20 protein-coding genes are annotated in these 25,367 nt (G+C 37.0%); 6 read left to right on the forward strand and 14 right to left on the reverse strand.

Translation table 11 applies throughout. From position 1 onward, the window contains the following. Positions 1-21: 21 nt before the first annotated feature. The 12 genes from IGJ02_RS13230 to IGJ02_RS13285 form a co-directional block, all read right to left on the reverse strand. On the reverse strand, positions 22-963 hold the full coding sequence (locus IGJ02_RS13230; RefSeq protein ID WP_430602314.1) for an NADP-dependent oxidoreductase: 942 nt from the start codon (positions 961-963) through the stop codon (positions 22-24). A 128-nt stretch (positions 964-1,091) separates the two neighbouring features. After that, entirely contained in the window at positions 1,092-2,375 is a 1,284-nt protein-coding gene (locus IGJ02_RS13235) for an ABC transporter permease (protein ID WP_010762727.1), read from the reverse strand. Next, positions 2,376-3,056: an ABC transporter ATP-binding protein gene (locus IGJ02_RS13240; protein WP_430602315.1), complete on the reverse strand. Its 681-nt coding sequence runs from the start codon at positions 3,054-3,056 to the stop codon at positions 2,376-2,378. 221 nt (positions 3,057-3,277) lie between these two features. After that, positions 3,278-4,396 carry a glycerate kinase gene (locus IGJ02_RS13245; protein ID WP_430602316.1) on the reverse strand — a complete coding sequence of 373 codons (1,119 nt, stop codon included), beginning with the start codon at positions 4,394-4,396 and terminating at the stop codon, positions 3,278-3,280. A gap of 33 nt (positions 4,397-4,429) precedes the next feature. Then, entirely contained in the window at positions 4,430-5,113 is a 684-nt protein-coding gene (locus IGJ02_RS13250) for a response regulator transcription factor (RefSeq protein ID WP_430602317.1), read from the reverse strand. Next, complete coding sequence (locus IGJ02_RS13255; RefSeq protein WP_430602319.1) at positions 5,113-7,785, reverse strand: DUF4118 domain-containing protein; 2,673 nt, start codon at positions 7,783-7,785, stop codon at positions 5,113-5,115. The genes IGJ02_RS13250 and IGJ02_RS13255 overlap by 1 nt, the downstream gene beginning before the upstream one ends. Before the next feature lie 157 nt (positions 7,786-7,942). After that, a complete protein-coding gene (locus IGJ02_RS13260; protein WP_430602320.1) occupies positions 7,943-8,473 on the reverse strand; it encodes a potassium-transporting ATPase subunit C in 531 nt (176 codons plus the stop codon). 82 nt (positions 8,474-8,555) lie between these two features. Next, entirely contained in the window at positions 8,556-10,616 is a 2,061-nt protein-coding gene (gene kdpB / locus IGJ02_RS13265) for a potassium-transporting ATPase subunit KdpB (RefSeq protein WP_430602321.1), read from the reverse strand. 19 nt (positions 10,617-10,635) lie between these two features. Continuing rightward, the gene (gene kdpA / locus IGJ02_RS13270; protein ID WP_430602323.1) at positions 10,636-12,318 is read right to left on the reverse strand and encodes a potassium-transporting ATPase subunit KdpA; all 1,683 of its coding nucleotides are present in this window, start codon (positions 12,316-12,318) and stop codon (positions 10,636-10,638) included. Continuing rightward, complete coding sequence (gene kdpF / locus IGJ02_RS13275; RefSeq protein ID WP_069635352.1) at positions 12,315-12,395, reverse strand: K(+)-transporting ATPase subunit F; 81 nt, start codon at positions 12,393-12,395, stop codon at positions 12,315-12,317. Before kdpF ends, kdpA begins: the two co-directional genes overlap by 4 nt. Before the next feature lie 421 nt (positions 12,396-12,816). Then, positions 12,817-13,290 (reverse strand): glutathione peroxidase, encoded by a 474-nt coding sequence (locus IGJ02_RS13280; protein WP_010762719.1) that lies wholly within the window; start codon positions 13,288-13,290, stop codon positions 12,817-12,819. Positions 13,291-13,372: 82 nt separating this feature from the next. Further along, positions 13,373-15,712, reverse strand: coding sequence for a helix-turn-helix domain-containing protein (locus tag IGJ02_RS13285; protein ID WP_430602324.1), 2,340 nt, complete (start codon positions 15,710-15,712; stop codon positions 13,373-13,375). 188 nt (positions 15,713-15,900) lie between these two features. Between IGJ02_RS13285 and IGJ02_RS13290 the strand changes: the two genes are divergently transcribed. Genes IGJ02_RS13290 through IGJ02_RS13300 form a run of 3 tightly spaced genes read left to right on the forward strand, consistent with a single transcriptional unit; the run spans position 15,901 to position 19,656 of the window. Next, on the forward strand, positions 15,901-17,097 hold the full coding sequence (locus IGJ02_RS13290) for a M20 family metallopeptidase (RefSeq protein WP_430602325.1): 1,197 nt from the start codon (positions 15,901-15,903) through the stop codon (positions 17,095-17,097). A 2-nt stretch (positions 17,098-17,099) separates the two neighbouring features. Then, on the forward strand, positions 17,100-18,497 hold the full coding sequence (locus IGJ02_RS13295; protein WP_430602327.1) for an MFS transporter: 1,398 nt from the start codon (positions 17,100-17,102) through the stop codon (positions 18,495-18,497). 13 nt (positions 18,498-18,510) lie between these two features. Then, the gene (locus IGJ02_RS13300; protein ID WP_430602328.1) at positions 18,511-19,656 is read left to right on the forward strand and encodes an ArgE/DapE family deacylase; all 1,146 of its coding nucleotides are present in this window, start codon (positions 18,511-18,513) and stop codon (positions 19,654-19,656) included. A 68-nt stretch (positions 19,657-19,724) separates the two neighbouring features. On the opposite strand, the gene IGJ02_RS13305 is transcribed toward IGJ02_RS13300, so the two are convergent. Continuing rightward, positions 19,725-21,206 (reverse strand): helix-turn-helix domain-containing protein, encoded by a 1,482-nt coding sequence (locus IGJ02_RS13305; protein ID WP_430602330.1) that lies wholly within the window; start codon positions 21,204-21,206, stop codon positions 19,725-19,727. A gap of 99 nt (positions 21,207-21,305) precedes the next feature. Next, positions 21,306-22,799, reverse strand: coding sequence for a cardiolipin synthase (cls, locus tag IGJ02_RS13310; RefSeq protein WP_430602331.1), 1,494 nt, complete (start codon positions 22,797-22,799; stop codon positions 21,306-21,308). A 327-nt stretch (positions 22,800-23,126) separates the two neighbouring features. Between cls and IGJ02_RS13315 the strand changes: the two genes are divergently transcribed. The 3 genes from IGJ02_RS13315 to IGJ02_RS13325 are packed head-to-tail and all read left to right on the forward strand — an operon-like array spanning position 23,127 to position 25,347. Further along, positions 23,127-23,336: a hypothetical protein gene (locus IGJ02_RS13315; protein WP_010762712.1), complete on the forward strand. Its 210-nt coding sequence runs from the start codon at positions 23,127-23,129 to the stop codon at positions 23,334-23,336. A gap of 29 nt (positions 23,337-23,365) precedes the next feature. Next, the gene (locus tag IGJ02_RS13320; protein WP_430602333.1) at positions 23,366-24,505 is read left to right on the forward strand and encodes a M20/M25/M40 family metallo-hydrolase; all 1,140 of its coding nucleotides are present in this window, start codon (positions 23,366-23,368) and stop codon (positions 24,503-24,505) included. After that, complete coding sequence (locus tag IGJ02_RS13325) at positions 24,502-25,347, forward strand: YitT family protein (RefSeq protein ID WP_010762710.1); 846 nt, start codon at positions 24,502-24,504, stop codon at positions 25,345-25,347. The genes IGJ02_RS13320 and IGJ02_RS13325 overlap by 4 nt, the downstream gene beginning before the upstream one ends. The last annotated feature ends 20 nt before the right edge of the window (positions 25,348-25,367 follow it).

Consider the following 25,367-nt stretch of genomic DNA (forward strand, 5'->3'; position numbering starts at 1 on the left):
TTGTCTCGGCCTCCTATTTATTTAGTCAGCCATTTTGATGACGATTTTACCTACAGCATGGTGAGTTTCACTTAATGCATGGGCATCGTAAACACCTTGTCTAGAGAAAGGAAAAACTTCTCCAACCACTGAAATTACTTTGCCTGAAGCCATTAGATCTGCAATTTCTTGTAATTGTTTTCCGTTTGTTTGAAGCCAGATACTTTCGGCTTTAATATTTTTTTCTTTCGCCAACTCTTCATCTGCAATACCAACGATTGAAATCAAACGTCCAGTATTTGGTTTTAGAACAGAGAAGCTTGCTTTTTGAACGTCTCCGCCCATCGTATCAAATACTAGATCAATATCTGTTAGAACATCTGCAAAATTAGTTGTATGATAATCGATTACTTCATCTGCCCCTAGTTTTTTAAGTAGCTCATGATTTTTTTCACTCGCTGTCGTGATGACATAAGCACCCGCTTGTTTTGCTAGTTGAATTGCATAAGTTCCTACGCCGCCAGCTCCAGCATGGATCAATACTTTTTCACCTTTTTGAAGTTTTCCATGGTCAAATAGTGCTTGTAAAGCAGTTAAACCAGCCAAAGGAACAGCCGCTGCTTCTTCAAAAGAAACATTTTCAGGGATTTTCGCTAATAGATTATCATCCACGATAGTTTCTTCTGCATACGTACCAAAACGAGTTGTTTCTGGACGAGCGAAAACTTTATCTCCAACTTTCCAGTCAGTTACGTCACTACCAACTGCTGTTATGACACCCGCCACGTCCCAGCCTAAAATAATAGGAAACGGCCAGTCAAACATTTGTTTTAAATAGCCTTCTCTTAATTTCCAGTCGATTGGATTGATGGATGTTGCACGTTCTTTTACGAGTACTTGGTTTCCTTTTAATTCAGGTAAAGTAACGTCTTGTTCAGTTAATTCTTCCTTACTGCCATATTGATTGATAACTACTGCTTTCATATTTATGATTCCTCCGTCTTTTAAACAAAATGTGAACTTAGTATACTCCTTATTTTTTATTTAGGTAAAAAATATGCTTACAAAAAATAAGAACAAAGCAAACTTGCTTTGTTCTTATAGTTTAACGCTTATTCATAACGTAATGATTCAATCGGATCTAATTTCGCTGCTCTACGTGCTGGCAATGTTCCTGCAAGGAATGCGATTCCCATAATTACCAAAATGATTACAGCAGAGGAAGAAGCTGAAAATTGAATCAAGGTAAAGCCTGTCAATGATTCCAAGAATGAATCAGCTGCGATTTGATTGATCAACGCACCTGCACCGACAGCTCCTAAAATACCTAAAAGAGAACCTAAAAATCCAATCAACGCCGCTTCCACACTGAAAATCGTAAAGACTTTACCACTGCTAAGTCCCATTGCTTTCATTAAGCCGATTTCTCTTGTACGTTCTTGTACTGACATATACAATGTGTTGATGATTCCGAAACTTGCGGCTAATAATGCAATGGCACCAAACATTGTTAAGACGCCTGTGATTGCATTGATTACGTTTCGAATCATGCCGATTTGATCTTCAACCGTTTGCCCCATATAGCCTGCTTTATCTAAACGTTCTTTTACATCTGCAATTTCTGATTTTGTCACATCTTTGCTCATTTCACCCATGATCAATCCATATTGTCCAGTCATCGTTTCTGGTAAACCTGCTTCGTTGATTTTTGAGATTTCATCAACAAGAGAACGATTCAATAAAGACATTCCACCTTGGATCAAGCTTGTATTTCTTACGCCAACGATAGTCGCTTCCACTACTTTTTCTTCTCCAGTAGCGGTAGAAGGTGCTGCGATTTTGACTGTCTTACCAATTGCTTCTTCACTTGATTTATAACCTAAAGATTTCACATATTCTGGTGCTAAATTGATTTGGAATTCTGAACTATTTTGATCAAGATTTTTACCTGCTTCAAGATCTACATTCAATTCTTCCACCATCGGCATTCCTGAAAAGACATATTTTTCATTGTTCTTTCCAGAAATATAACTTGTTGAAACGGATTTCATTGCTTCCGCGTTTTTGATTCCTTTGATTTCTTTGATTCTATCAAGGTCTTTACTATCTAACGCTTCTTGTTGCTGCATTGAGCTTGTTTTTTTGTTCTCATCATATTTTTGTGGTTCACCATCTTCACTAGGTCCTCCAGTCATTTTTGGCTGGATCATGATTTGATTTTGTCCACCGACGCTTCCCACTTGTTTATCGATGTAATCATTAACACCAATATTCACTCCTGTTGTCAATGAAATGGTAAATGCTCCTATAAAAATGGCTACGATGGTTAAAATCGTCCGCCCTTTATTGCGCATTAAATTTGAACTGGCTGATTTTAAAATATCACTAAATTTCATCTACTCATCCCCTCCCACAATTAATCCGTCACGCACATGGATTTGTCGATCACAACGTGCCGCAAGTTCTGGATCATGAGTGACGATAATCAGTGTGATCCCTTTTTCTTTGTTCAAATCAAATAGCAGCTGCTCAATCTTCTCACCCGTTGTGGAATCTAAGTTTCCTGTCGGTTCATCCGCAAAAATAATCTTAGGGTTATTGACTAATGCACGTGCAATACAAACACGTTGTTTTTGGCCACCTGATAGGTTATTGGCTTTATTATTGACTTTATCCTCTAATTCAACTGCTTTTAGTGCTTCAAGTGCCATTTCTTTACGTTTACCATTTGAAATTCCACCGATTTTTAGCGGCAACATGACATTATTTAATACTGTATCTTTAGAGTTCATGAAAAATTGCTGAAACACAAAACCGAATTGTTTGTTTCTTGTTTTGTCTAGTTCTTTTTTACCGATGCTCGTTACATCTTGATTATTTAATAAAATTTCTCCAGAAGTTGGTTTATCTAATAAGGCCAAAATGTGCATGAACGTTGATTTACCCGATCCACTTTTTCCGATAATCGCAACGGATTCACCTTCTTCTATTTTTAGATCAACACCTTTTAATGCATCAAATTTCGATTCATTACGGCCATAACTTTTCTTTATATTTCTTGCTTCAATTACAGACATGTTTTCCCCTCCACTGATTCTATTCACTTATTTTTCGTTATATAATTATTTACAACCCTATTTTCATTTTACTCCCTTCTACACTTATTCATTTTGAAGGAATTCACACTGATTGTCATGGTACTTAAGACCTATCTATTTATTAGACTTAAGTTAATAATCCGCTTACAATAAAAAAACAAGATTACTTGGTTTTCTAACCAGATAATCTTGTTTTTTTATTAATTGAATAATGTTACTAAACGAATCGTACGCTTTGAAGTACGTCTTAAATTTTCTCTTGCACCATTCATCGCTTCTTCTAATGTCGTAATTTGGTCGATTATTGGAATGATTACCGAAATACCTTCCTCTTGAAACTGAGCCTCATCTCCTGAGAACGTCCCTGCAAAAGCAATAACAGGTACACCATATTTCTTAGCTATTCTGCCAATGCCTACAGGTACTTTTCCTTGTAGACTTTGCTTATCCATTTTCCCTTCACCAGTAACTACTAAATCAACTTGTTGGATCAAGTTTTCTAAATCTGTTTGCTCTGAAATAAACTCCAAACCGGAACGGGAAGTCCCATGCAAAAATGTTCTGATGGCAAAACCTAATCCTCCAGCTGCACCATCTCCAGGTACTGATTGTTCCTCTTTGATTAAAAGCCTTTGGTAGTATTTCATGGCTAATTCATAGTCGGTTAACTCTGATTGACTAATACCTTTTTGTTGCCCAAACATTTTTACAGCTCCAGTTGCTCCTGTTAATGGGCTTTTGACATCCGCTGCGATTTGAAAGTTGATCTTCGCGATTCTAGGGTCCAATCGTTTTTTTGAGAAACTGTGAATGTTGGCCAAATTACTGCCTTTAGCTGATAATTTTTGCTGATTTTTATCATAAAATTCGATCCCTAATGCATTCAATAACCCAATACCGCCATCAACTGTTCCGGTTCCGCCCAAACCAATAATGATTGTTTGGGCACCGTGATCAATTGCAGCTAAGATCAACTGACCAGTACCATATGAGGAAGTATTTTTAGGATGTGTCATCACTGTTCCATTTAAAAATTGAATACCTGAAGCTGCTGCTGATTCGATTACCGCTAATTTCTCAGTTTCAAACCAGCCAAAATGAGCAATGATCTTTTTTCCATCTAATGCTTGAACGTGCGCAGCAATTTTTTGACCATTATTATTTTTTACAACAGCATCAACCGTTCCTTCGCCGCCATCGGCTATCGCGACTTGCTGGACTTGATGACCTTCTTTCGTAAAAATATCCGCAATGATTTGATTCGCTTCAATACTACTTAAAGAGCCTTTCATAGAATCAATCGCTGTCAATATCTTCATTTTTGCCCCTCTTTTCAAGAATGATGTACTTCTTTATTTCTCCAACATGCGATAACCAATCCCGATCTCAGTTAAAATATAGTCTGGTTCGACTGGATTATCTTCGATTTTTTTACGAATATTGGACATATTTACTCTCAACGTTTGGCTTTCATTGCTATAAGGTCCCCAAACTTTTTGAGAAATATAGGTATGGGTCAACACTTTGCCGACATTTTCAGCAAGAACTTGAATGATCTTATATTCGTTCGGTGTTAAATGAATCACTTGTCCGCCTTTACTCACTGTATGATGTTCGATATCAATGCATAATTCACCATTGATAATTTTCTTTGCTTCACTTAACTTGGCTCCATTTACAGCATGTCTTAATGCTGTTCTGATTCTAGCAAGCAATTCTGGTGTGCCAAAGGGTTTCGTAATATAGTCATCTGCCCCTAAATCTAACGCTTCAACTTTATTATTTTCATGATCACGAGCAGAAATAATGATCACTGGCACAGGGGATGTTTCACGAATTTTCTTTAATACTTGAATTCCATCTTGATCTGGCAAACCTAAATCAAGCAAAATCAGGTCCACGGACCACATGCGAAAAGTTGATAGTCCTTCTAATGCCGAGTGAGCTATGTGAATCGTGTGTTTCTCTTTTTCTAAAACAGCACCCATAAATTCTGCGATTACATCGTCATCTTCAATAATCAAAATCGTTGCCATCACTTTTGCTCCTTTCTCTCTAGCGGTAAGGTAAAGGTAAAGACCGCCCCACCTTGTGGTCGATTTCCTGCATTAAGCGTTCCATCATGCGCCATGATGATTGTTTTAACGATAGACAATCCAATCCCCATACCGCTTTTAGAATCAACTGGTGTATTTTGTTTACTCATGCCATCAAACAACAATTTGATTTGCTCCCCAGTTAAACCTTTCCCTTGATCAGCGACTTCAAATGTAACCTCTTTAGCAGTAGCTGTAACGCTCACAAAGATTGGTGAGTGACAATTGGAGTGGCGAATTGCATTTTCCATCAAATTGAATAAGACTTGCTCAATCAAAATCGAATCCATCGGAACCAGAATAAATTCGTCTGGAAGTGTAACACTGATTTCGCTTTCTGGATAACTTTTTTTGATACGCTGAATGGCTGATGAAACAACTTCTTCAGCTGCCTCTTTGCTTTTGGCAACTTTCATTGTTTCTTCATTGATCCGAGTGATCGACAGTAAATTTTCCACCATACGAATCAGCCAATCTGCATCCTCTTTGATACCTACAAGCAGTTTTCTTTTCGTTTCTTCCGGTAATTTAGTTGCTTCGTGGTCATCTAAAACTGTTTCTACAGAACCAGAAATCCCTGTTAATGGAGTTCTAAGATCGTGAGAAATAGCTCGTAATAAATTACCACGCATCCGCTCTTTTTCGTTTTCAAATAAAATTTGTTGTCGTTCTAAGGTTAAGTTATTTTGCTCGATTGCTAATGAAAGCTGTGTAGAAATCAATTCGATAAAGGTAATGATTTCATCTGTAATTGGATCTTCTTTGCTTTTTTCAATCCCAATAACAGCTAAAGTTACACCATTTGATAAAACAGGTAAGTATAGCGCTTTTGCCCCCATCAGTGTGTCTGTTCCATAACCAGCTTCTTTTTGATTAACAAAGACCCAATTGGCAACAGCCAATTCTTCTAAGCTTCTAAGTGGTCCTTTGATTGGCGCTCCTGTCGGATTTTTAAGTTCTTCCTCGCCATATAATACAACTTCTCGGTCTAGCATATTCGAGAGATATTCAGCAGTCGTTGCTAAAATTTCCTTTTGATCATGGGTAACTAAGTACTTTTTATTCAGCTCATATAGAATTTCTAATTGATGCTCTCGTTTCATGGCATAAAATGCTTGTTTTTTGATCTGCATCATTAAATTACTCACTAATAACGCGACTAACAGCATAAAGATCAACGTAACTGGATATCCTTGTTTATATACGGTTAACGAATATAACGGTTCAACAAAAAACCAGTTAAACATCAAGACACTGGCAATCGATGCCAGTGCTGCCCAAAGATACCCAGTCGTTAATCGAGCAACTAGCAACACAAAAAGAATATAGATCAAGATCAAATTTTGATCACCAATATGAAAGTAAGAGCCAAACTCAGAAAGAATCGTTGCCACAGTAAGTAGTCCACATGTCATGTAAAAATCTTGCCAAGTGAAGATGCTTTTCAGATTCTTTTTCTTTGTAGCGTATTTATTCAATAAGTACTTACTAGATTGATAAGGAACTAAATGAATATCTACATCTGGAATGAACGCGACTAGCTCGTCTTCTAAATCAGGGCGATACAAACGAAGAAAGCGAGACCGTTTGATGATTTTACCCATGACTAAATCCGTAACGCCTCGCATTTTCACATACTGAATTATCGTTTCTCGTTGATTGTCACTCTCTAAAGTAACCACTTCGCCACCTAATTTTGTTGCTAACTTCGAATTTTCAGATTCGGTATGCTCCGATGTGTCTTCCAAAATTTCTAATGCGATCCATTCTGCCCCTAAAGCTTGAGCTAAACGAGCAGTCCAACGCAAACATTTTTTGGTCATATCCGGATTTTTTTCATCAATAATCGTTAGTAATTTGGAATGGATCCCTGTACTTTTTTGCGTTTCCTGTTGATTTGTCGTATTGATATGATCTGAAGCTTTACGAATGGCAAGCCCTCTTAATAACGTTAAATTGTCGGAGGTAAAGAAGTTTGCCATCGCTTTTCTAGCATTTTCAGAATGGTAAATCTTTCCTTGCTTCAATCGATCCAATAACTCATCCGTTTCAATATCAACGACTTTTAGCGAACTTGTTTCAAAAAATGTATCCGGAACTGTTTCTGAAATATGGATACCTGTCACTTGCTCAACAACATCATTCAAACTTTCGATATGTTGCACATTGACCGTTGTATAAACATCAATGCCAGCTTTCAATAGTTCTTCAATATCTTGATATCTTTTTCTATTTCTAGCACCAATAGCATTTGTATGGGCTAATTCATCAACTAAAATAATATCTGGTTTTTCTTTTAGTGCCGCATCCACATCAAATTCATTGATCTGAATCCCTTTATACTCATATGTTTTGGTGGATAGAGTCGGTAACCCATTCACTAAGGACTGTGTTTCTGGACGTGCATGTGGCTCCACATAACCAATCAACACATTTTTTCCTTCTGCTTGTTGTTCATGCGCTTCTTTGAGCATTCCGTAGGTTTTCCCCACACCTGCCGCATAACCGAAGAAAACCTTCAGTCTACCAGACCTCAGGCTTTGTTCGTTCTTCTTCCATTTTGCTAAAAGTTGTTCTGGATCTAAACGTTCTTCTTCCACTTGTCGTTCCATCCTTTATTCCTAGGTTGAGGCAGAAAATTTTAACTCCAAGAACCAATTAAGCACTGTGCAACACTGTTTATCTGCTCTGAGCCTTTGAAAAGAAAGCATCAACTCGTACCTCATTGTGTTTTACAGCATTAAGAAGGAGTTTATTTGATTCCACCGTTTATTCAGACTCATCTAGCATGTGATTAACACCTAAAACATTCACACGTTGCGACGTGATTCCACCAATTTTCATGCCGATGATGTTTTGTTTGATTATAGCATGGACATCCTCTTTTTTCATATTTCTGGCAGCAGCGATTCGTTCGGTTTGAAAAAGCGCCCCTTCAACTGAAATTTCAGGATCGACACCACTAGCTGAAGCAGTCACTAAATCAACGGGAATATCTGTTGCAGCGATTTTTTCGACTCGTTTTTCAACTCGTTCTTTTTGTTCTTTTGAAACAGGTGATAATTGACTCACTTCACTTGGGCGTCCATGAAGATATCCTTCTCCAACAAATGATTGACCAATCAATTTAGATCCAATCACTACAGTTTTCCCAGCTTCTTGTTTTTTGACTAAACTACCGTTGGCTTGAGCTGAAAAGACAACTTGACCAACAAGAGTGACTGCAACTGTATAAACTACACCGCACAGTAAAGTGAATACTAAAATACTTTTTAATGATGCAATCATAATTTTTTTCACTATTTTTCTCTCCTAATCTAAAAGTGTAATGACCCATCGTTTTTCTAGAAAATCCTATATTTTTTGACATCTTTCAACGCACTTAATACAAAATCAATGTCAAGAAAATATCGATCAATTTGATTGCGATAAATGGTGCCACGACACCACCCAATCCATAAACCAATAAATTGTGGCGTAAAATCTGACTAGCTGGTTTTTCCTTATATGATACACCTTTTAATGCCAATGGAATCAAGGCTACAATAATAAACGCATTATAGATGATCGCTGACAAAATTGCAGTAGTCGGGCTAGTCAATCTCATAATGTTCAACGCATCTAGTGCAGGATAAATACTGAAAAACAACACCGGGATGATCGCAAAGTATTTTGCAATATCGTTGGCGATACTAAATGTAGTTAAAGCACCGCGTGTCATCAATAATTGTTTACCAATTTTTACAATGCTGATTAATTTAGTTGGACTAGAATCTAAATCGATCATATTCCCTGCTTCTTTGGCTGCTTGTGTACCTGTATTCATTGCCACGGCTACATCTGCTTGAGCTAAGGCTGGCGCATCATTAGTGCCGTCTCCTGTCATTGCCACAAGGTGCCCTTTTTCTTGATACTCACGAATCAAGCTCATTTTATTTTCTGGCGTTGCTTCTGCTAAGAAATCATCCACGCCGGCTTCAGCAGCGATCGCGGCTGCCGTCATCGGATTATCTCCAGTGATCATAATGGTTTTGATACCCATTTTACGCATATCATCAAATTTTTCTTTGACACCATTCTTCACGATATCTTTTAAGTAGATCACACCGAAAACTTGGTTGTTTTTAACCACTACTAATGGTGTTCCACCTTCATTGGCTACTCGTTGAACAATCAAGTCACACTCTTCAGGATATACACTACCGTTTGCTTCTACATAATTCTTCATTGTATCTGCAGCACCTTTACGGATTTTATCTCCTTGATAATTGATACCGCTCATTCTTGTTTTGGCTGTAAATTCAATGAACTCGACTTCGACGTCATTGAGTTCCCGACCACGGATATCAAATTTCTCTTTCGCTAAGATTACAATACTTCGTCCCTCAGCTGTCTCATCCGCTAAAGAAGACAGTTGCGCTGCATCCGCTAAGTCAAATTCTTTAATACCAGTCACTGGGATAAATTCGCTAGCGCGGCGATTTCCTAAAGTTATCGTTCCTGTTTTATCCAATAACAAAATATCGACGTCACCGGCAGCTTCGATTGCACGTCCGCTCATGGCAATAACGTTTTCTTTATTCAAACGACTCATTCCAGCTATCCCGATAGAAGAGACCAATGCCCCAATCGTAGTAGGTGCTAAACAAACGAGTAAAGCAATAATTACCGTTAAAGATAAAGCCGAGCCTGTTCCTACTAATTCGCTTGAAAACTTCGTAAATGGTAGTAATGTTGCCGAAACGACTAAGAAAATAATCGTTAACATAATCAAAATAATTTGTAGGCCGATTTCATTCGGTGTTTTCTTCCGTTCTGTTCCTTCCACCATTGAAATCATTTTATCTAAGAAGGATTCACCATTTTCAGCGGTAACTTTAATCACGAGGTAATCCGAAACTACTGTTGTTCCTCCCGTTACGGCACTGCGGTCTCCACCTGATTCACGAATCACTGGTGCTGATTCTCCTGTGATCGCACTTTCATCTACAGAAGCTGCTCCATCGATCACATCACCATCCATCGGGATTTGTTCATTAACAGCCACATAGACAAGATCACCTTTTTTCAGTTCAGACGATTTGATTTGGGTGAATTTTTGATTTTTTGCATCCTCTAAAGAATCCACTTTATGTGCTGTAACATCTTTTTTGGCTTGTTTTAAACTTTCTGCTTGCGCTTTTCCTCGTCCTTCCGCAATTGCTTCAGCAAAATTAGCAAATAAAATCGTCAGCCATAAAATGATGGCAATCACTAAAATAAAAAACGGGTTTGCATCTGTATGGCCAAAAAATGTTAGAACATAAAGAATCGTTGTTAAGATCGCTCCTGTATAAACCACCAGCATCACTGGATTTTTAACTTGAATGTTTGGCGCAAGTTTTTTAAAAGAAGATTTAAAAGCATCCATATAAACATTGCGCTTATTTTGCGTATTTTTCAAAAGAATCCCCTTCTTTTACTTATTTTGTAATGAAATGTTCCGCAATTGGCCCCAATGCCATTGCTGGTAAGAAGCTTAATGCCCCAATAACTAAAATCACAATGATCAGCATTGTCACAAATGTTGCATTGGTTGTTGAAAGTGTACCTGAGCCAGTTGCTACGATTTTCTTTTTCCCTAAATTAGCTGCAAGATAAATGATTGCGAGCATTGGAATAAACCGAGAAAAAATCATGATCATACCACCTAGAATATTCAAGAATGTTGTATCTGCCGTCAATCCTGCAAAAGCACTCCCGTTGTTATTGGCTAGAGAAGAAAAACCATAGAGAACTTCTGAAAAAGCATGCGGTCCTGAATTCGTCAACCAACTCATTGCTTGCGGATTTAAGATGAATAACATTGTGCCTATTAGTGTTAAAAGAAGCGGCGTTAAAATGACTAAACAAACCATCTTCATATCAAAAGGCTCGATTTTTTTCCCAAGGTATTCTGGCGTACGTCCAACTAGTAAACCTGCAATAAAAATTGCTAGTAAGATAAAAGCAATCATTCCATATAAACCACTTCCTGTACCACCAAAAATAATCTCTCCTAATTGCATCAAGAACATCGGAATCAATCCACCTAATGGCATAAAACTATCTAACATGGCATTGATCGAACCATTGGAAGCAGCTGTTGTACTAACCGCCCAAAGACTAGACCAACCAACGCCAAAACGCATTTCTTTTCCTTCTAAGTTCATTTGTCCAAGCACTTGACTAAACTGTGGACCATAATATTCGCTCAATGTCACACCAATCATTGCAGCAATTAAAAAACCAAGCGACACGATCATGATCGTTCTGCCCTGTTTCCACTCTTTAACGTATAAGCCAAATGCAACGATCAAAGCAGCTGGAATCAATAAAATCGAAATATTTTCCACAAAATTACTGATCAAATTGGGATTTTCAAAAGGATACGTAGAGTTTCCACCATAAAAACCGCCGCCATTAGTTCCTAATTGTTTGATTGCAACCTGACTGGCAACTGTTCCTAAAGGTAAGAAGATTTTTTGTCCTAACTCTAAACTTGTCGTTTCAACTGAACCAGCAAATGTTTGAACGACACCTTGAGAAATCAAGATCAATGAAACAACAAACGAAAGTGGCAATAAAACGTATAAGGTGATTCTTGATAAATCTTGCCAAAAGTTCCCAATATATTTTGTTGTTCGATTCGTAAAGCCCCTTAATAAAACAAACAACACAGCAATTCCGACCGCCGCTGATACAAAGTTTTGAACAGTCAGCCCGAAAGCTTGCGTAAAGATCGACAATGTATCCTCTCCAGCGTATGCCTGCCAGTTCGTATTCGTCACAAAACTTGCAGCTGTGTTAAACGCCAATGAAAAGCTGGTACCTGGAAGTTTTTCTGGATTTAGTGGTAAAAACTGTTGTCCCAACATCATTGCCATAAGTAATAACAGAGAAAATAAACTAAAAAACAATACGCTAAAACTATATTGTTTTGCATTCATTTCTTTTTGAGCTGGTGTTCCTAAAAAACGATAGATTGTATTTTCAATTGGATTGATGATTCTAGTCAGAAGTGTTTTTTGACCTGTCATCACTTTATGAATATAAAAGCCTAGCGGAACGGCTAAACCGATCAATACAATAAAAAAGATAGCTTGTTGAATAAAAATAGCGCTCACTGTTGATCCCCCCAAAATAGTTCATAGAATAAATAAATTAGCAGTAATGCTGCAATAATTCCGGAAATAATCGTCATCAAAATTCCTCTCCTTCATTTGATAAAAATAGGATATCAAATTTGATATAAAGATAGTGTTAAAGTTAGGATTGGTTCTTTATACAATCTTTATACTAGTAAGGGGTTTCAATTTATTCCATGCTAAAACATCAGAAAAAAATGAATTCACTTTCAGCTTTGCACATCGCCTATCTTACAGTCCTGCGACTGGATGGAGATCTGTAGCACTTGTCTGTACGCTTCTTGTTGGGATCCTAATCTCGTTATTTGAGTATTGGCTGAATAACAAATACAGGAAGTAACAGTAGATGTGGCAACATTAGCCCACAAAAATCCCCTGGATATCGCACTATCCAGGGGATTACTCTTTGTATTTTTTCTTAGCAAGATCATTATATCGTGAGATGATTCATGATATCAAGAATAAAAAAAGTATTTCTTATAGTAATTTTTCAATATCTCCAGCAATTTTCTCTGGTTCAACGGTGGGCGCAAAACGTTTTACCACATTCCCTTCACGATCCACTAAAAACTTAGTAAAGTTCCACTTGATCGCGCCACCTAAAAGACCACCTTTTTCACCTTTTAAAAAATCATACAAAGGATCAGCATTTTCGCCATTCACATCGATTTTTCCAAACGTTTGAAACGTTGTTTGATACGTCAACTGACAAAAGTCACTGATTTCTTGGTCTGTACCAGGCGCTTGATGGCCAAACTGATTACAAGGAAAATCTAGAATCTCCAAGCCTTGTTCACGATACTTTTTATATAAGTTTTCCAACCCTTCATACTGAGGTGTAAACCCACAACCAGTTGCAGTATTCACGATCAAGAGCACTTTTCCTCGATACGCTTCCAACGAAACCGTCTCATCATTTGTTGTTTTTACTTGATAATCATAGATACTCATTTTGCTTCTCCCTCTCCAATTACCTGTATTGGTTAAATATTAACTAGTAAAAATGTATTCGTCAAGGAAACGAGTTTTACTTTCATTCTATGATTGGCGTCAATTCCAACAGCACGATGCCGTTTGTATCTAGTGTCACATAATAATTAAACGCATCCTCAACTTGGGTATCAAAAACTTTGATCTTCGGTCTAGTACTATCTACAACATATTTTTGCGTTTCAAAATCAAGTGCTTCAGCATTACGGAACTCTTCATAAGTGTAAAATAACGCTCCATTGTGCCGATTAAAATCAATTTGCTTGATCTGATAATGCGCTGGTGTAACTGTTGCTAATTCAATCTCAAAGGTCACAGCCTGGCTTTCAAGAAAAGCTTCTTCAGAAGAAAGATGAGGATCAAAATAATTCGTATTAAACAACAACAACTGGTACTTGCCATTGATGTAGGTCAATAGATATTCTTCACCTTGTGCCAAAACCTTCCCTTCCAGCCTTCTAGCTAGCCATAAACAAAAATAGACAGGTCTTTTTCCACTATAAAAATGAAATAACTCCAATCCATCATTTTTTAAGGGGCGTTCTTGTGTTTGTTTCTCATACAACTCGATATTCAACCAAAAACCGAACCCATCTACCAATGTATCTAACATTAAAAGATCTTTTAAAATAATCGCTCCTCTAAAGAATGTTCCATTACTATTTCTTGTCATCCCAGTCAATGTGTTCCATTCAGTAAGATAAAGCGGCAGTTTGATTTCGTATTCCTTTAGAATATGCTTGATATGTAGGGTTTTATTCAGCACATATTGATGATAATTTTTTAAATCCGGAAAGGTACTATCCAAATTTTGAAACACATAATTAGGTTCGGCAGAAAATGACAGAAATTCACACTTTATTGCAATCGTCTCACAAAAAAAACGCGTTTGCTCTGGATCCTTTTGCTCAAAAAACGGGTCTGGTGAAGGGATTTCTGCTCCTACAGCTATTTTAGGTGCGATCTCAACTAGTAATTTTTTTACTTCTAGAAATTCTGGATAGTATTCTGCAAGATTTTGACCTTTAAAGAGACAATTAACCTTCCATTGCTCCGTCATTTTTGTTCCAAACTTATTTTGAACATGTCGGAAAAATTTACGACAAATCTGTTTCAAGCTAAGACTAAGTTGCTTAAATTCTACAAGTGACAACTGAAAAAGAAGTTCCAGCCGAGCATCTTCTAAAAATGTTAGAATGTAGTCCCACTGTTCAAACGCAGGAAATGAATTCATACCTGCTTCTTGATGGATCTGAACAGATAAAGGGACTTGTGTAAATAACGATTGGATACTAATATACTTGATGCCAATTTGTTTTTTTATGTTCAAAATCTCGCTTTGTATTTTCTTAGAGGCTAACGCTTCCCACGAACCAACATGAATGATCACGTCTTTTTTTAAATAATCGACTACGGATTGTTCCGTTGTAATATGAAGCTGTTTAGTCTTTAACGATAATTCTGAAGGACGAGATTCTTCTAAACCAGTTTGAATATAACTATATAATGGAACCAAAATTTCTTTGATTTGAAGCTCTGTTGTTTGCGCAACTTGTTTGATTGTCTGCGGTGCTTTCGTTTGTTCTAAGTGAGATGAACGATAACTAGTTGGAGAATCATTAAAGATTTTTTTAAAGTGTTGACGATAGGTTTTGCTATTACTAAAACCACTATCTAAAGCAATTTGTTCGATACTTTTTTTCGTATACAGCAACTCTGATAAACTATGTTTCACACAAATCGTCCGCACATAATGAGAAAAGTACTCTCCAGTTTCATTCTTAAAAAACTTCGATAAAGAGGAATCCGACATAAAAAAATATTCTGCTACATCAGATAATAAAACACCTTCATGATAATGCTCTTCGATATAGTCCAAAATCTCCCTTAATTTTTGATTGTCTGAAGGATGATATTCTGTCACTTCTTCTTTTTGAAAATGAAGAACCAGAGACAAAATGATCTGAGTTAAAAATAATGTGATCTTGAGCCTTTTTGAAGGATCATCACTTAATTCAACTAAACATAACTCCGCAACTTGCCTTCTTAAAGCTGCAATCGCAGGCATTTTCCCATGTTCTTTTTGGATTGGCGTACAGTCAAAGCGAGTATAGAAAAAAGCGGGAAATTGTGCCGCAAAGAAAACACTATTGATTCCTAATTGCAAATAAGTACAATTTTGTGTTGCCTCAGCAGTCAAAATTAAATGATCCCCTGCATTGACTACAAACACTTCTCCTGCACTTACTTGATTCGTTGTTTCTTCTATAGTAATAAACATACTTCCTTTTAAGACGATCAAAATGGTGGTTTCTTTGCAAAACATAGCTTGTTCTGCCTGTAATTGTTGATAATTGATCTGATAATTTTCATTTACAATCATTTACTTACCTCATTTATTTATTCTCATTTCATTATAACACTTAAACAAGAAAATATCGTTCGTTCGATAACCTTTTTATTTCTGATCTATCTATTCTAAAAGGGATTTCTGAAATTTAGAAATTCTTAGCATTGTGAACTTTTTAATTAAGCATAGAATATGAGTTGTAATTGAAAGGAGAAGATCAAATGAACGATTTACGTACGCAATTATTTACAAAACTTCAACAAAAAGAATCAGACATGATCAAAATTCGCCGTCATTTCCATGAAAACCCTGAACTATCTTTTCATGAAACAGAAACAGCACGCTATATTGCTGATTTTTATGCAGGAAAAGATTGTACTCTCCAAACAAATATTGGCGGTGGCAATGGTATTTTAGTCGATATTCATGGTGGAAAAAAAGGACCTGTTTTAGCGATTCGAGCAGATTTCGATGCTTTACCGATCCAAGAAGATACAGGACTGCCCTTCTCATCCAAAACAGCTGGTGTTATGCATGCTTGCGGACATGATGGCCATACAGCATACATGATGATCTTAGCTGATTCACTGATTGAATTAAAAGATCAATTAGCAGGAACGATTCGTGTGATTCATCAACCAGCAGAAGAAGTACCACCAGGTGGCGCTAAAGGGATGATCGAAGCTGGTTGTTTAGATGGGGTGGATCATGTTCTGGGAATTCATGTAATGAGTTTGATGCCGCTTGGCGATGTTCTTTATCATTCAGGACCCGTTCACACTGGTCGGGCAACTTTTAAAATTGTAATGCAAGGAAAAGGCGGGCATGGTTCAACACCACAAGATGCCAACGATACGATCGTAGCGGCTTCTCAATTCGTTACAGCCGTTCAAACCATCGTCAGTCGCAGAATCAATCCTTTTGACACAGCAACCGTTACGATTGGTTCATTTGACGGTAAAGGTTCGGCTAACGTTATCAAAGATTCTGTTACATTAGAAGGTGATGTACGAATCATGAAAGAAGAAACACGCGCCATCGTAGAGAAAGAATTCAAACAAATTCTAGACGGCATCTGTCGGACATTCGGCATCAGCTATGAGCTTGATTACGCCAATGATTATCCAGTTTGTGTCAATGATGCTAAAACTACTGAAATGGTTGCTAAAGCATTGACTGAAGCGCAAATTCCCGAAGTGAAGCAATTGGTCGAATGCGGACCACAAACCCCTTCTGAAGATTTTGCTTATTATGCCAAAGAACGACCAAGCTGTTTCTTTTTCGTAGGTGCGCATAAAGAAGGAACACCAATGTATCCACATCATCATCCAAAATTTTATATTGATGAAGATTGTTTATTAATTGCTGCAAAATCAATGGGTGCAGCTGTTCTACATTATTTATCTGAAGGAGTTTAATCATGAAAGCAACAACACATACAGCAGATGCTGCAACATATAAAGGGACAAACAAATTACTGATAGGCATCGTTTTAAGCGTATTAACCTATTGGTTGTTTGCCCAATCTTTACTAAATATGGCGCCAGCCGTACAAAGTGACTTAGGTGTTTCTTCTGGCGTTTTAAACATAGGAATCTCCATGACTGGTTTATTCTCTGGTATTTTTATCGTCGTAGCTGGCGGATTGGCGGATAAATTAGGCAGAATGAAATTAACATATATTGGACTTATTTTAAGTGTTATCGGTTCAGCAGCTTTGGTGGTTGCACATGGACCTATATTATTTGTGGGTGGTCGCATCTTACAAGGATTATCAGCTGCGTGTATCATGCCTGCAACGATGGCGCTAGTCAAAACATATTATGAAGGCAAAGATCGTCAACGAGCGCTAAGTTATTGGTCGATCGGTTCTTGGGGTGGTTCTGGTTTATGTTCATTCTTTGGCGGAGCCATTGCTAGTTCTTTAGGCTGGCGTTATGTCTTTATTTTTTCGATTATTGTTTCAATTTGTAGTGCATTATTGATTTTTGGTACACCTGAAAGTAAGGTTGCTAGCGATAGTAATAGTAAATTCGATTCAATTGGGTTGCTTTTATTTATCGTTTCAATGGTTGCTTTAAACGTAGTTGTTTCGAAAGGCTCTGAACTCGGCTGGACAAGTCCGATCGTGCTTATTTTAGCCGTAGTCGTTATCATAGGGCTGATTGCTTTTTATAAAGTGGAACAAGCAATCGATAATAGTTTTGTTGAGTTTGCTTTATTTGAAAACCGCGGTTATCTTGGTGCAACGATTTCTAATTTCTTATTGAATGCTGTTGCAGGTACTTTGATTGTTATCAATACCTATGTTCAACAAGGCCGAGGCCTTTCTTCTGCTAAAACGGGTATGTTATCGATTGGTTACTTGTGTCTAGTTTTGATCACGATTCGAATCGGCGAAAAATTATTGCAAACAATCGGAGCGAAAAAACCAATGTTATGGGGAACGATTCTTTCCGGCACGGGTGTTGGTTTGATGGCGTTAACCATGATTACTGGCACTGCCTATTTCGTATTAGTTTTTATTGGCTATAGTTTATTTGGAATGGGACTTGGCATGTATGCAACACCTTCTACAGATACAGCGATTTCCAGTGTGCCAAATGAAAAAGCCGGAGTGGCTTCTGGTATTTACAAAATGGCCAGTTCTCTTGGAGGAGCATTAGGTGTTGCGATTTCTGCTGCGGTTTACAATGGATTTAGTGCTGGTGGTAATTATACACAAGGTGCAACATTTGGCTTACTGACAAATATTCTTTTCTGTGTTTTAGCCTTAGGTTCAATCGTATTTATTATTCCAAAAGAAAAACAAGTATAAGGAGAGAGCATTCATGGATAATCAAGAAGCATTACAATTATTAAAAGAAGTTGTTCAAATCAAAAGTATTTTAGGAAAAGAAAAATTAGTTGCAGATAAACTGCAGGTTCTTTTTGAAAAGTATGACATCCCTTGTGAACAAGTAGAATATAGCGAAGGACGAAATCAATTAGTTGCGACTCTAAAAGGTACTGAAGCAGGACCTGTCCTAGGTTTTTCTGGTCATATGGATGTGGTTCCTGTGGGAGAAATCCCTTGGGATGAAGATCCTTTTGCAGCAATTGAAAAAGACGGTTTACTTTATGGACGTGGAACTTGTGATATGAAATCAGGCTTGATTGCAGCCGTTGTTGCGATGATTCGTTTAAAAGAAGCTGGTTCAAACTTTAAAGGAACCATCAAACTTTTAGCTACTGTAGGAGAGGAAACAAGCGCTATCGGTTCTGGTCAATTAGTTGATAAAGGCTATGCAGATGATTTAGACGCCTTAGTGATTGGTGAACCTACAAACGTTGAGATTGGTGTGGCTCATAAAGGTGCCTTATGGCCACGTATCACAACTTACGGAAAAACAGCTCACGGCTCAATGCCAGATCAAGGAGTAAATGCAATCGAGCATATGCTTTTAGTCTTAAATGCCTTTAAAGAAACCTTTGATTTTTCTCAATCTGTAGACGAATTAGTGGGTGCTTCGACTTCCAGTTTAGATATTATCAACGGCGGTAATGGAACCAATGTCGTTCCCGATAAATGTACAGTAGAAATCGACATCCGAACAATCAAAGCGCAAAATCATTCAGAGTTAAAAAAACAATTTAGCGATATGCTGGATAAATTAACCGCAACCGTCCCTGATTTTAAAGCAGAAATCGAGTTCATCAATGATTTACCTTCAATGAAAACTGAACTTGACGATCCATTTACTGTATTAACTCAAAAAGTTGTTTCTGAGGTTACTGGTAAAGCAGCGAATACGTTCGGTATGACAGGCTATACTGATGGCTCTCAATTTGAGCGTGTAAAAAAAGAGTTCCCCATTTTAATTTTAGGACCTGGTGAAACTAAATATGCGCATCAGCCAAATGAATTCGTGAACATCAATGACTTTTACCAAATGATCACGATCAATGAAAACATTGCAAAAGAATTTTTAAACTAAACAATAGAAAAAGCCGAAATGAACAGACTAAAGTTCATTTCGGCTTTTTCTATTGTTTAGGATTCTACTCAAAGCTCAAATAACTTTTTCGTCAGTCTCTCCAACTCACCTGTTGCAGGAAACTGCGAAACCTTAATACTTAAACAGCCTTCAATTGGTACTAGCATCACATGGTTATAAATAATCACGTCAATTCCTTCTCTTTTTATATACTCTTCAGTAATCTTTTCATTAAAAACCCAGATAACATCAAAATTACCAGGAATTCTTTTCTTTAAAATAGCAATCAGATGCTGAACATAACAGGCTTCACCCGAAATGCTTAAAAGAATTTTCTTATTATTTTCAATTGTCGTATCAATTAAATAGGAACTAAGCAACAAACTCAAATTCGTTGCTACATCTTCCGGATATACTAATCGCGCATCATGAGCTAATTTGACTTGTTTTAATTTTACCAAACACGCTTGGTAAATCGTCGGAAATTCGCTTTTAGCGTACTGATTCAGCTCAAATGAGTTTCTTTGAAATAACGACGTAACTCTAGATAGCAAGCTAAGATTTTCTAAAAATGAATTCAAGCAATGATACATTTCTTTTCTTCTTGTAGGATCCAAAGGAATGCTTTCACCAAAATCAAAGAGCGTATTATACTGATTGTCGTAATTGGATTTCCGTGTCAGATTGATTGAGTAAATTTCCCCTTCTGGAGGTAAATAAATGACAGTTGCTAAGGTTGTGATATAAGCATAGATATGTTCTTCATAAGGGAGGTTTTCTATTGAAAAATACTTTTTCATCAATTGATCATAGATTTCAGAAAACACTTCAAAACGATCTGTCATCCCATATTTCTTATTTGCTTCTTGCTTTTTAGGGATGTACAAATGCTTGCCGACTCTTTGCAAAATAACATGGTGCCACATTTTTGCCCGATTAGCATCCAGTGTCAACACTCGTTGATATTTTTTTAGAAAGGCTTCTTGAAATTCATAATAAAACTTTTGAACCATTTCATCTAATTGAACATCTTCGTCTCTCCAACCACGTTGACTCGTATAATCAAAATACAAATACCGAATATCTGCTTCTTCTCCAATCAGAGCTAGAAATGGCGATAATTGTAAGGTTAAATTGTATCGCTCTAACACCTCAGTTAGATGAGGTAAATAGCGTCTTAAGGTTCGTTCTGATAGCCAAATCCGTTCACACCAAGTTTCAATTGAATATTCTTCCCCGTCCAACAGAGCGCTCAACAAAGTAAAAAGCGGCTGTTGATCGATAATATCCGATAAAATCTCTTCAATCGTGTAGGTGCTATCTCTATTAAAGATAATGGTTTCTTTTTTTACTTGTACAAATCCATCAATCACCGGATTGTATTCTTGTAATAGAGCGATATCACTTTTTAACGTCTTTTTTGTCACACCTAAGTTGGTTGCCACATCTTCCATTGTTAGTAAATCAGAGGTATCCGCTAAAAAATAAATTAGATTGATCAATCGAATTGCTTTTTTATCTGTTACTAAATCTATATACAATTTCCGCATGTTTTTCCCCCTTGGATGTGCCGTTATTTTCCATTAAAATCCTTTATATTAGTATAGCACGAGCACTTTCAAAACACGCCTGATTTGATTTTTTCAGTTTTATAAAAGGGGTGCAAAAAGACCACATATTTTACCTTTGATTTTTTTCCAGGTACTTCTTTGTGCTAAATCTTGAGCGGTGATCCGTTTTGCATTGGTTCGATCCGTTTTGAAATCATCGGCTAATTTTTGAATTGCTTGGCCAGAATATAAAATAGCCGACACTTCATGATTGATATCAAAGCTACGAATATCAAAATTTGTCGAACCAATCGTTGCAACTTGCTCATCAATAATCATTACTTTACAGTGTAAAAAAGCGGTATCATCGTATTTGTAAACATGAATTCCAGCACTAATTAAATCTTCCAAATAAAAGTCATTTCCATAATAAGAAAGTTTTCTGTCCCCTTTTCCTGGAATGATGATCTCCACACTCACACCATTACGAGCAACTCTTCTTAATAATGCCAATAATTCATCATCAGGAACAAAGTACGGACTGGCAATAGAAATTTTTTCTTTCGCTGAATCGATCAAATTAAACAAAACATCGCGAACCAATCGTTCTTTATCATAAGGACCACCGTATATCACTTGACCTTCATCGCTACCTACCTCAACTGTAGGGAAATAACTTTCCAGCATAAACTCACTAGCACTTCCAGCACTATTTTTCATATATAGCCAATCATAGAGAAAACTTTCTTGTAACTGTGTTACTAAAGGACCTTTTATTTGCAAATGTGTATCGCGCCAATGAGAAAATTTTGGGGTTATACCTAAATATTCATTTCCGATATTTAAACCACCCACAAACCCAAGCGTTCCATCAATGACGATCACTTTTCTATGATTGCGCCAATTTGCCCTAGCAATATGGTAAAACGATTGGATCGGATTAAAAATTTCTACCTCTATCTGTGCTGCTTTTAAAGAATCAAGATATTCATCCGATAACTTCACTGAACCTAACCCATCCACACCAAAACGAACCTTGATCCCTTCGGAAGCTTTCTTTATCAAAATTCTTCTGAGCTTATCTGCAAGTTCATCCTCTTTGATTATGAAATAAAACAAATGGATATGATGTTTAGCTTCGTGCAATGCTGCAAAAATAGCAGAAAAGGTCTCTTCACCATCTTTCAGCACCACAAATTGATTACCTCCTACTACCGATTTTTTCGATAACCGCTCATTTTTGTCTTCCAAACGACTCAAGGGTTTCAAAGGCTTTGTATTCAAGTTTACATAGCGAATCAGTCTATCCTGCTCTCGCCTTTGAACAGCACTACTTTTCAAATTACTGCGCCCAAAGAACAGATATAAAAATAGACCAACGACTGGAACAAAATATAACGTCAGCACCCAAGCTACTTTGACGCTCGTAACATCTTTGCGTCTAAAAACAATGTACATACTTAATAAAATAGAAATCAGTTCAAAAAATGAAAATATAATCCAAATAAATTGTGGTAAAAAAATAAAAATCAATAAAAATGTGATTATAGTAACAAACAAAACCATACTAAATTGGCGTAACGTCTGATTCATATTTATCCTCCTTAAAATAACTAAAGTTTTTTTATAAAACTACTATAACAACTGTAGATTTATTTTTATAAAAAACTTGTTTATTCATTATAATAACGGATAAAAATCTAATAATACAGGCATTTTTTTCACTTTAAAGGAAAACATTGCCGGATAAAACGAACTATTCTAGCTAAGCCCTTGTCCCTATTGACTTATGCTTAAAATAAAACACAATAATGACAGAAAATGTCATTTCAGTCCTTTTTTTGCCATTCATTTTAGGAACTCTACATGTTAAATTTGTGACATAGAAAACAAGTAAGTTGGAATGGATGGTGATGAATCATGAAAATCGAGCAGTACTTTTCTTATGGATACCTTTTTGAAACCAAATTATTGAACAAACATGGCGAATCGATCACAAAGCAATTTGTTTCAATGGAACCTAATGAAGAAATCGCCATGGAAAAAATTATTTCTCATATCTCTTTGTTGCAAGATTTTAAATTGCATCAAATCAAACTCGTCGATGAAGTCTGGATGGTCACTGAATAAATAATCATTAACAAGAAAGGATGTTTTATATGAATAAGCAAAGATTAGTTGATACATTTACTGAGTTGGTAAAAGTCGCTTCTGTTTCACGTCAAGAAGGGGAATTTGTACGATTATTAAGTACCAAATTAACTTCATTAGGGTTGACCGTCATAGAAGATGATTCAATGGAAACAACACAACTTGGCTCAAACAATTTGATTGCCAAATACACTGGAAATTTAGCGAAGGAGCCAATCTTCTTCTCGTGTCATGTTGATACTGTAGAACCAGGTGAAGGCATTGAAGTAGTTGAAAAAAACGATATTCTTTATTCGAAAGGTGAAACAATTTTAGCCGCAGATAATAAAGCGGGTATTGCGATTCTTTTAGAAATGATGGAAACGATTTTGGATAACAATATCGAAACAGGACCGATTGAGCTCGTCTTTTCTCCTGGGGAAGAAATTGGTTTGATTGGTGCAGCCGCATTGGACATGTCATTGATCGACTCAACATTTGGCTATGTATTTGATAATTCTGGGGCCGCTGGTAATGGGATCGTAGCTAGTCCTTTCCTCTATATGTTTGATATTGACGTTACAGGAAAAGCGGCTCATGCTGGTTTAGAACCAGAGAAGGGCATTTCAGCCTTTTCGATCGCTCAAACGGCCTTAGAAGGAATTCCGTTTGGTAGACTTGATGAGCATACTACTTCAAATATCGGAAAAATTTCCGGTGGCGCAGGAGTTAATGTTGTAATGGAACATTTGATGATACAAGGGGAAGTACGATCTATCTCGAATGAAAAAGCGAGTGACTTTCTTGCTACATTAGAACAAGCATTCAAAAATGCTATTAGCTTACACGGCGGTGACTTCACTCTTTCGGTGGATCAAAAAGCTACTGGTTTTCATTTAGCTGACGATTCTGCCCCTGTTAGAATCGCTAAAGCGGCAACAACTAAAATCGGCAGAACCTTTATACCTGAAATTAGTGGTGGCGGCAGTGACGCTAATATCTTTAATGCACAAGGTAAACCAACATTGAATTTATCGATTGGATATGAAGAAATCCATACAGTCAATGAATATATCCCAATTGATGAAATGCTAAAGTCAGTTGAATTAGCTTTGGCTATCGTCAATGAAATGCCAGACAGCACCATTTCAAGCAGGTCAGTAAAATGACTGCGCTACGTAAAGGTCAAAATATCTTGCTAATCATATTAGCTGTCCTACTATTGAGTATCTCTATTAATATGTTTTTAGGTCCTCATCAGATAGCGGCAGGTGGGGTAAGTGGATTAGGTATTTTGGCAGAAGCGGCCTTTTCGATTGATCGGTCGATCGTTGTTTTGGTTTTAAATTGTTTGATGTTGCTTTTAACGATCTTCTTTTTAGGTAAAAAAGTTTTCTTCAATACACTGATCGGTAGTTTATTGTTTCCATTCTTTTTAGCAATCGTCCCTGAAATCATGGTCACCTCAGATCGTTTGCTTTCTGTTCTTTTCGGCAGTGCAATTTTTGGGATCGGTGTTGCGATTCTTTATAAAATCGGCGCCTCTAGCGGAGGAACAACGATTCCACCACTTATTTTACAAAAATATTGGCACATCAATACATCAACCGGCCTCTTAGTAACAGATGCTTTTATCGTTTTACTGAATGTTTTTATCTTTGGTGTTGAATCGTTTCTATATGCGATATTGTCGATCATCATTACGTCTATTGTCATGACCTATATTGAAACAGGCGTAAAACGAAGAAAATCTATTTTGATTTTCAGTCAGGATAAAACATCTGAAATCAAACAGGAACTACTTCGGACAGTTAATCGCGGTGTGACTCTTTTCAACGTTACCGGTGGCAAAACGGAGCAGGAAAATCAAATGTTGATGATCGTCAGTTCAAATAATGAGTACCCTACAGTCATGCGAATTATCGACCAGATCGATCCCACTTCGTTTGTGATTGTTTCAAATGTTGCCGAGGTTCACGGGTTAGGATTTACTTACCATCCTATTCAATAAAAAATAGCCACTTAGAAAAA

This window comes from Enterococcus sp. DIV0724b (genome assembly GCF_050531475.1).
Lineage (GTDB): Bacteria > Bacillota > Bacilli > Lactobacillales > Enterococcaceae > Enterococcus_L > Enterococcus_L haemoperoxidus.

Coding starts and splice junctions, on each gene's coding strand:
- IGJ02_RS13250 (WP_430602317.1), bottom strand. CDS start 5,113: ATGGCAACGATTTTGATTATTGAAGATGACGATGTAATCGCAGAATTT.
- IGJ02_RS13320 (WP_430602333.1), top strand. CDS start 23,366: ATGAATAAGCAAAGATTAGTTGATACATTTACTGAGTTGGTAAAAGTC.
- IGJ02_RS13240 (WP_430602315.1), bottom strand. CDS start 3,056: ATGTCTGTAATTGAAGCAAGAAATATAAAGAAAAGTTATGGCCGTAAT.
- IGJ02_RS13235 (WP_010762727.1), bottom strand. CDS start 2,375: ATGAAATTTAGTGATATTTTAAAATCAGCCAGTTCAAATTTAATGCGC.
- IGJ02_RS13325 (WP_010762710.1), top strand. CDS start 24,502: ATGACTGCGCTACGTAAAGGTCAAAATATCTTGCTAATCATATTAGCT.
- IGJ02_RS13255 (WP_430602319.1), bottom strand. CDS start 7,785: ATGGAACGACAAGTGGAAGAAGAACGTTTAGATCCAGAACAACTTTTA.
- IGJ02_RS13290 (WP_430602325.1), top strand. CDS start 15,901: ATGAACGATTTACGTACGCAATTATTTACAAAACTTCAACAAAAAGAA.
- cls (WP_430602331.1), bottom strand. CDS start 22,799: ATGAATCAGACGTTACGCCAATTTAGTATGGTTTTGTTTGTTACTATA.
- kdpF (WP_069635352.1), bottom strand. CDS start 12,395: ATGACGATTATTTCCGGAATTATTGCAGCATTACTGCTAATTTATTTA.
- IGJ02_RS13285 (WP_430602324.1), bottom strand. CDS start 15,712: ATGATTGTAAATGAAAATTATCAGATCAATTATCAACAATTACAGGCA.
- IGJ02_RS13315 (WP_010762712.1), top strand. CDS start 23,127: ATGAAAATCGAGCAGTACTTTTCTTATGGATACCTTTTTGAAACCAAA.
- IGJ02_RS13300 (WP_430602328.1), top strand. CDS start 18,511: ATGGATAATCAAGAAGCATTACAATTATTAAAAGAAGTTGTTCAAATC.
- IGJ02_RS13230 (WP_430602314.1), bottom strand. CDS start 963: ATGAAAGCAGTAGTTATCAATCAATATGGCAGTAAGGAAGAATTAACT.
- IGJ02_RS13245 (WP_430602316.1), bottom strand. CDS start 4,396: ATGAAGATATTGACAGCGATTGATTCTATGAAAGGCTCTTTAAGTAGT.
- IGJ02_RS13295 (WP_430602327.1), top strand. CDS start 17,100: ATGAAAGCAACAACACATACAGCAGATGCTGCAACATATAAAGGGACA.
- IGJ02_RS13305 (WP_430602330.1), bottom strand. CDS start 21,206: ATGCGGAAATTGTATATAGATTTAGTAACAGATAAAAAAGCAATTCGA.
- IGJ02_RS13280 (WP_010762719.1), bottom strand. CDS start 13,290: ATGAGTATCTATGATTATCAAGTAAAAACAACAAATGATGAGACGGTT.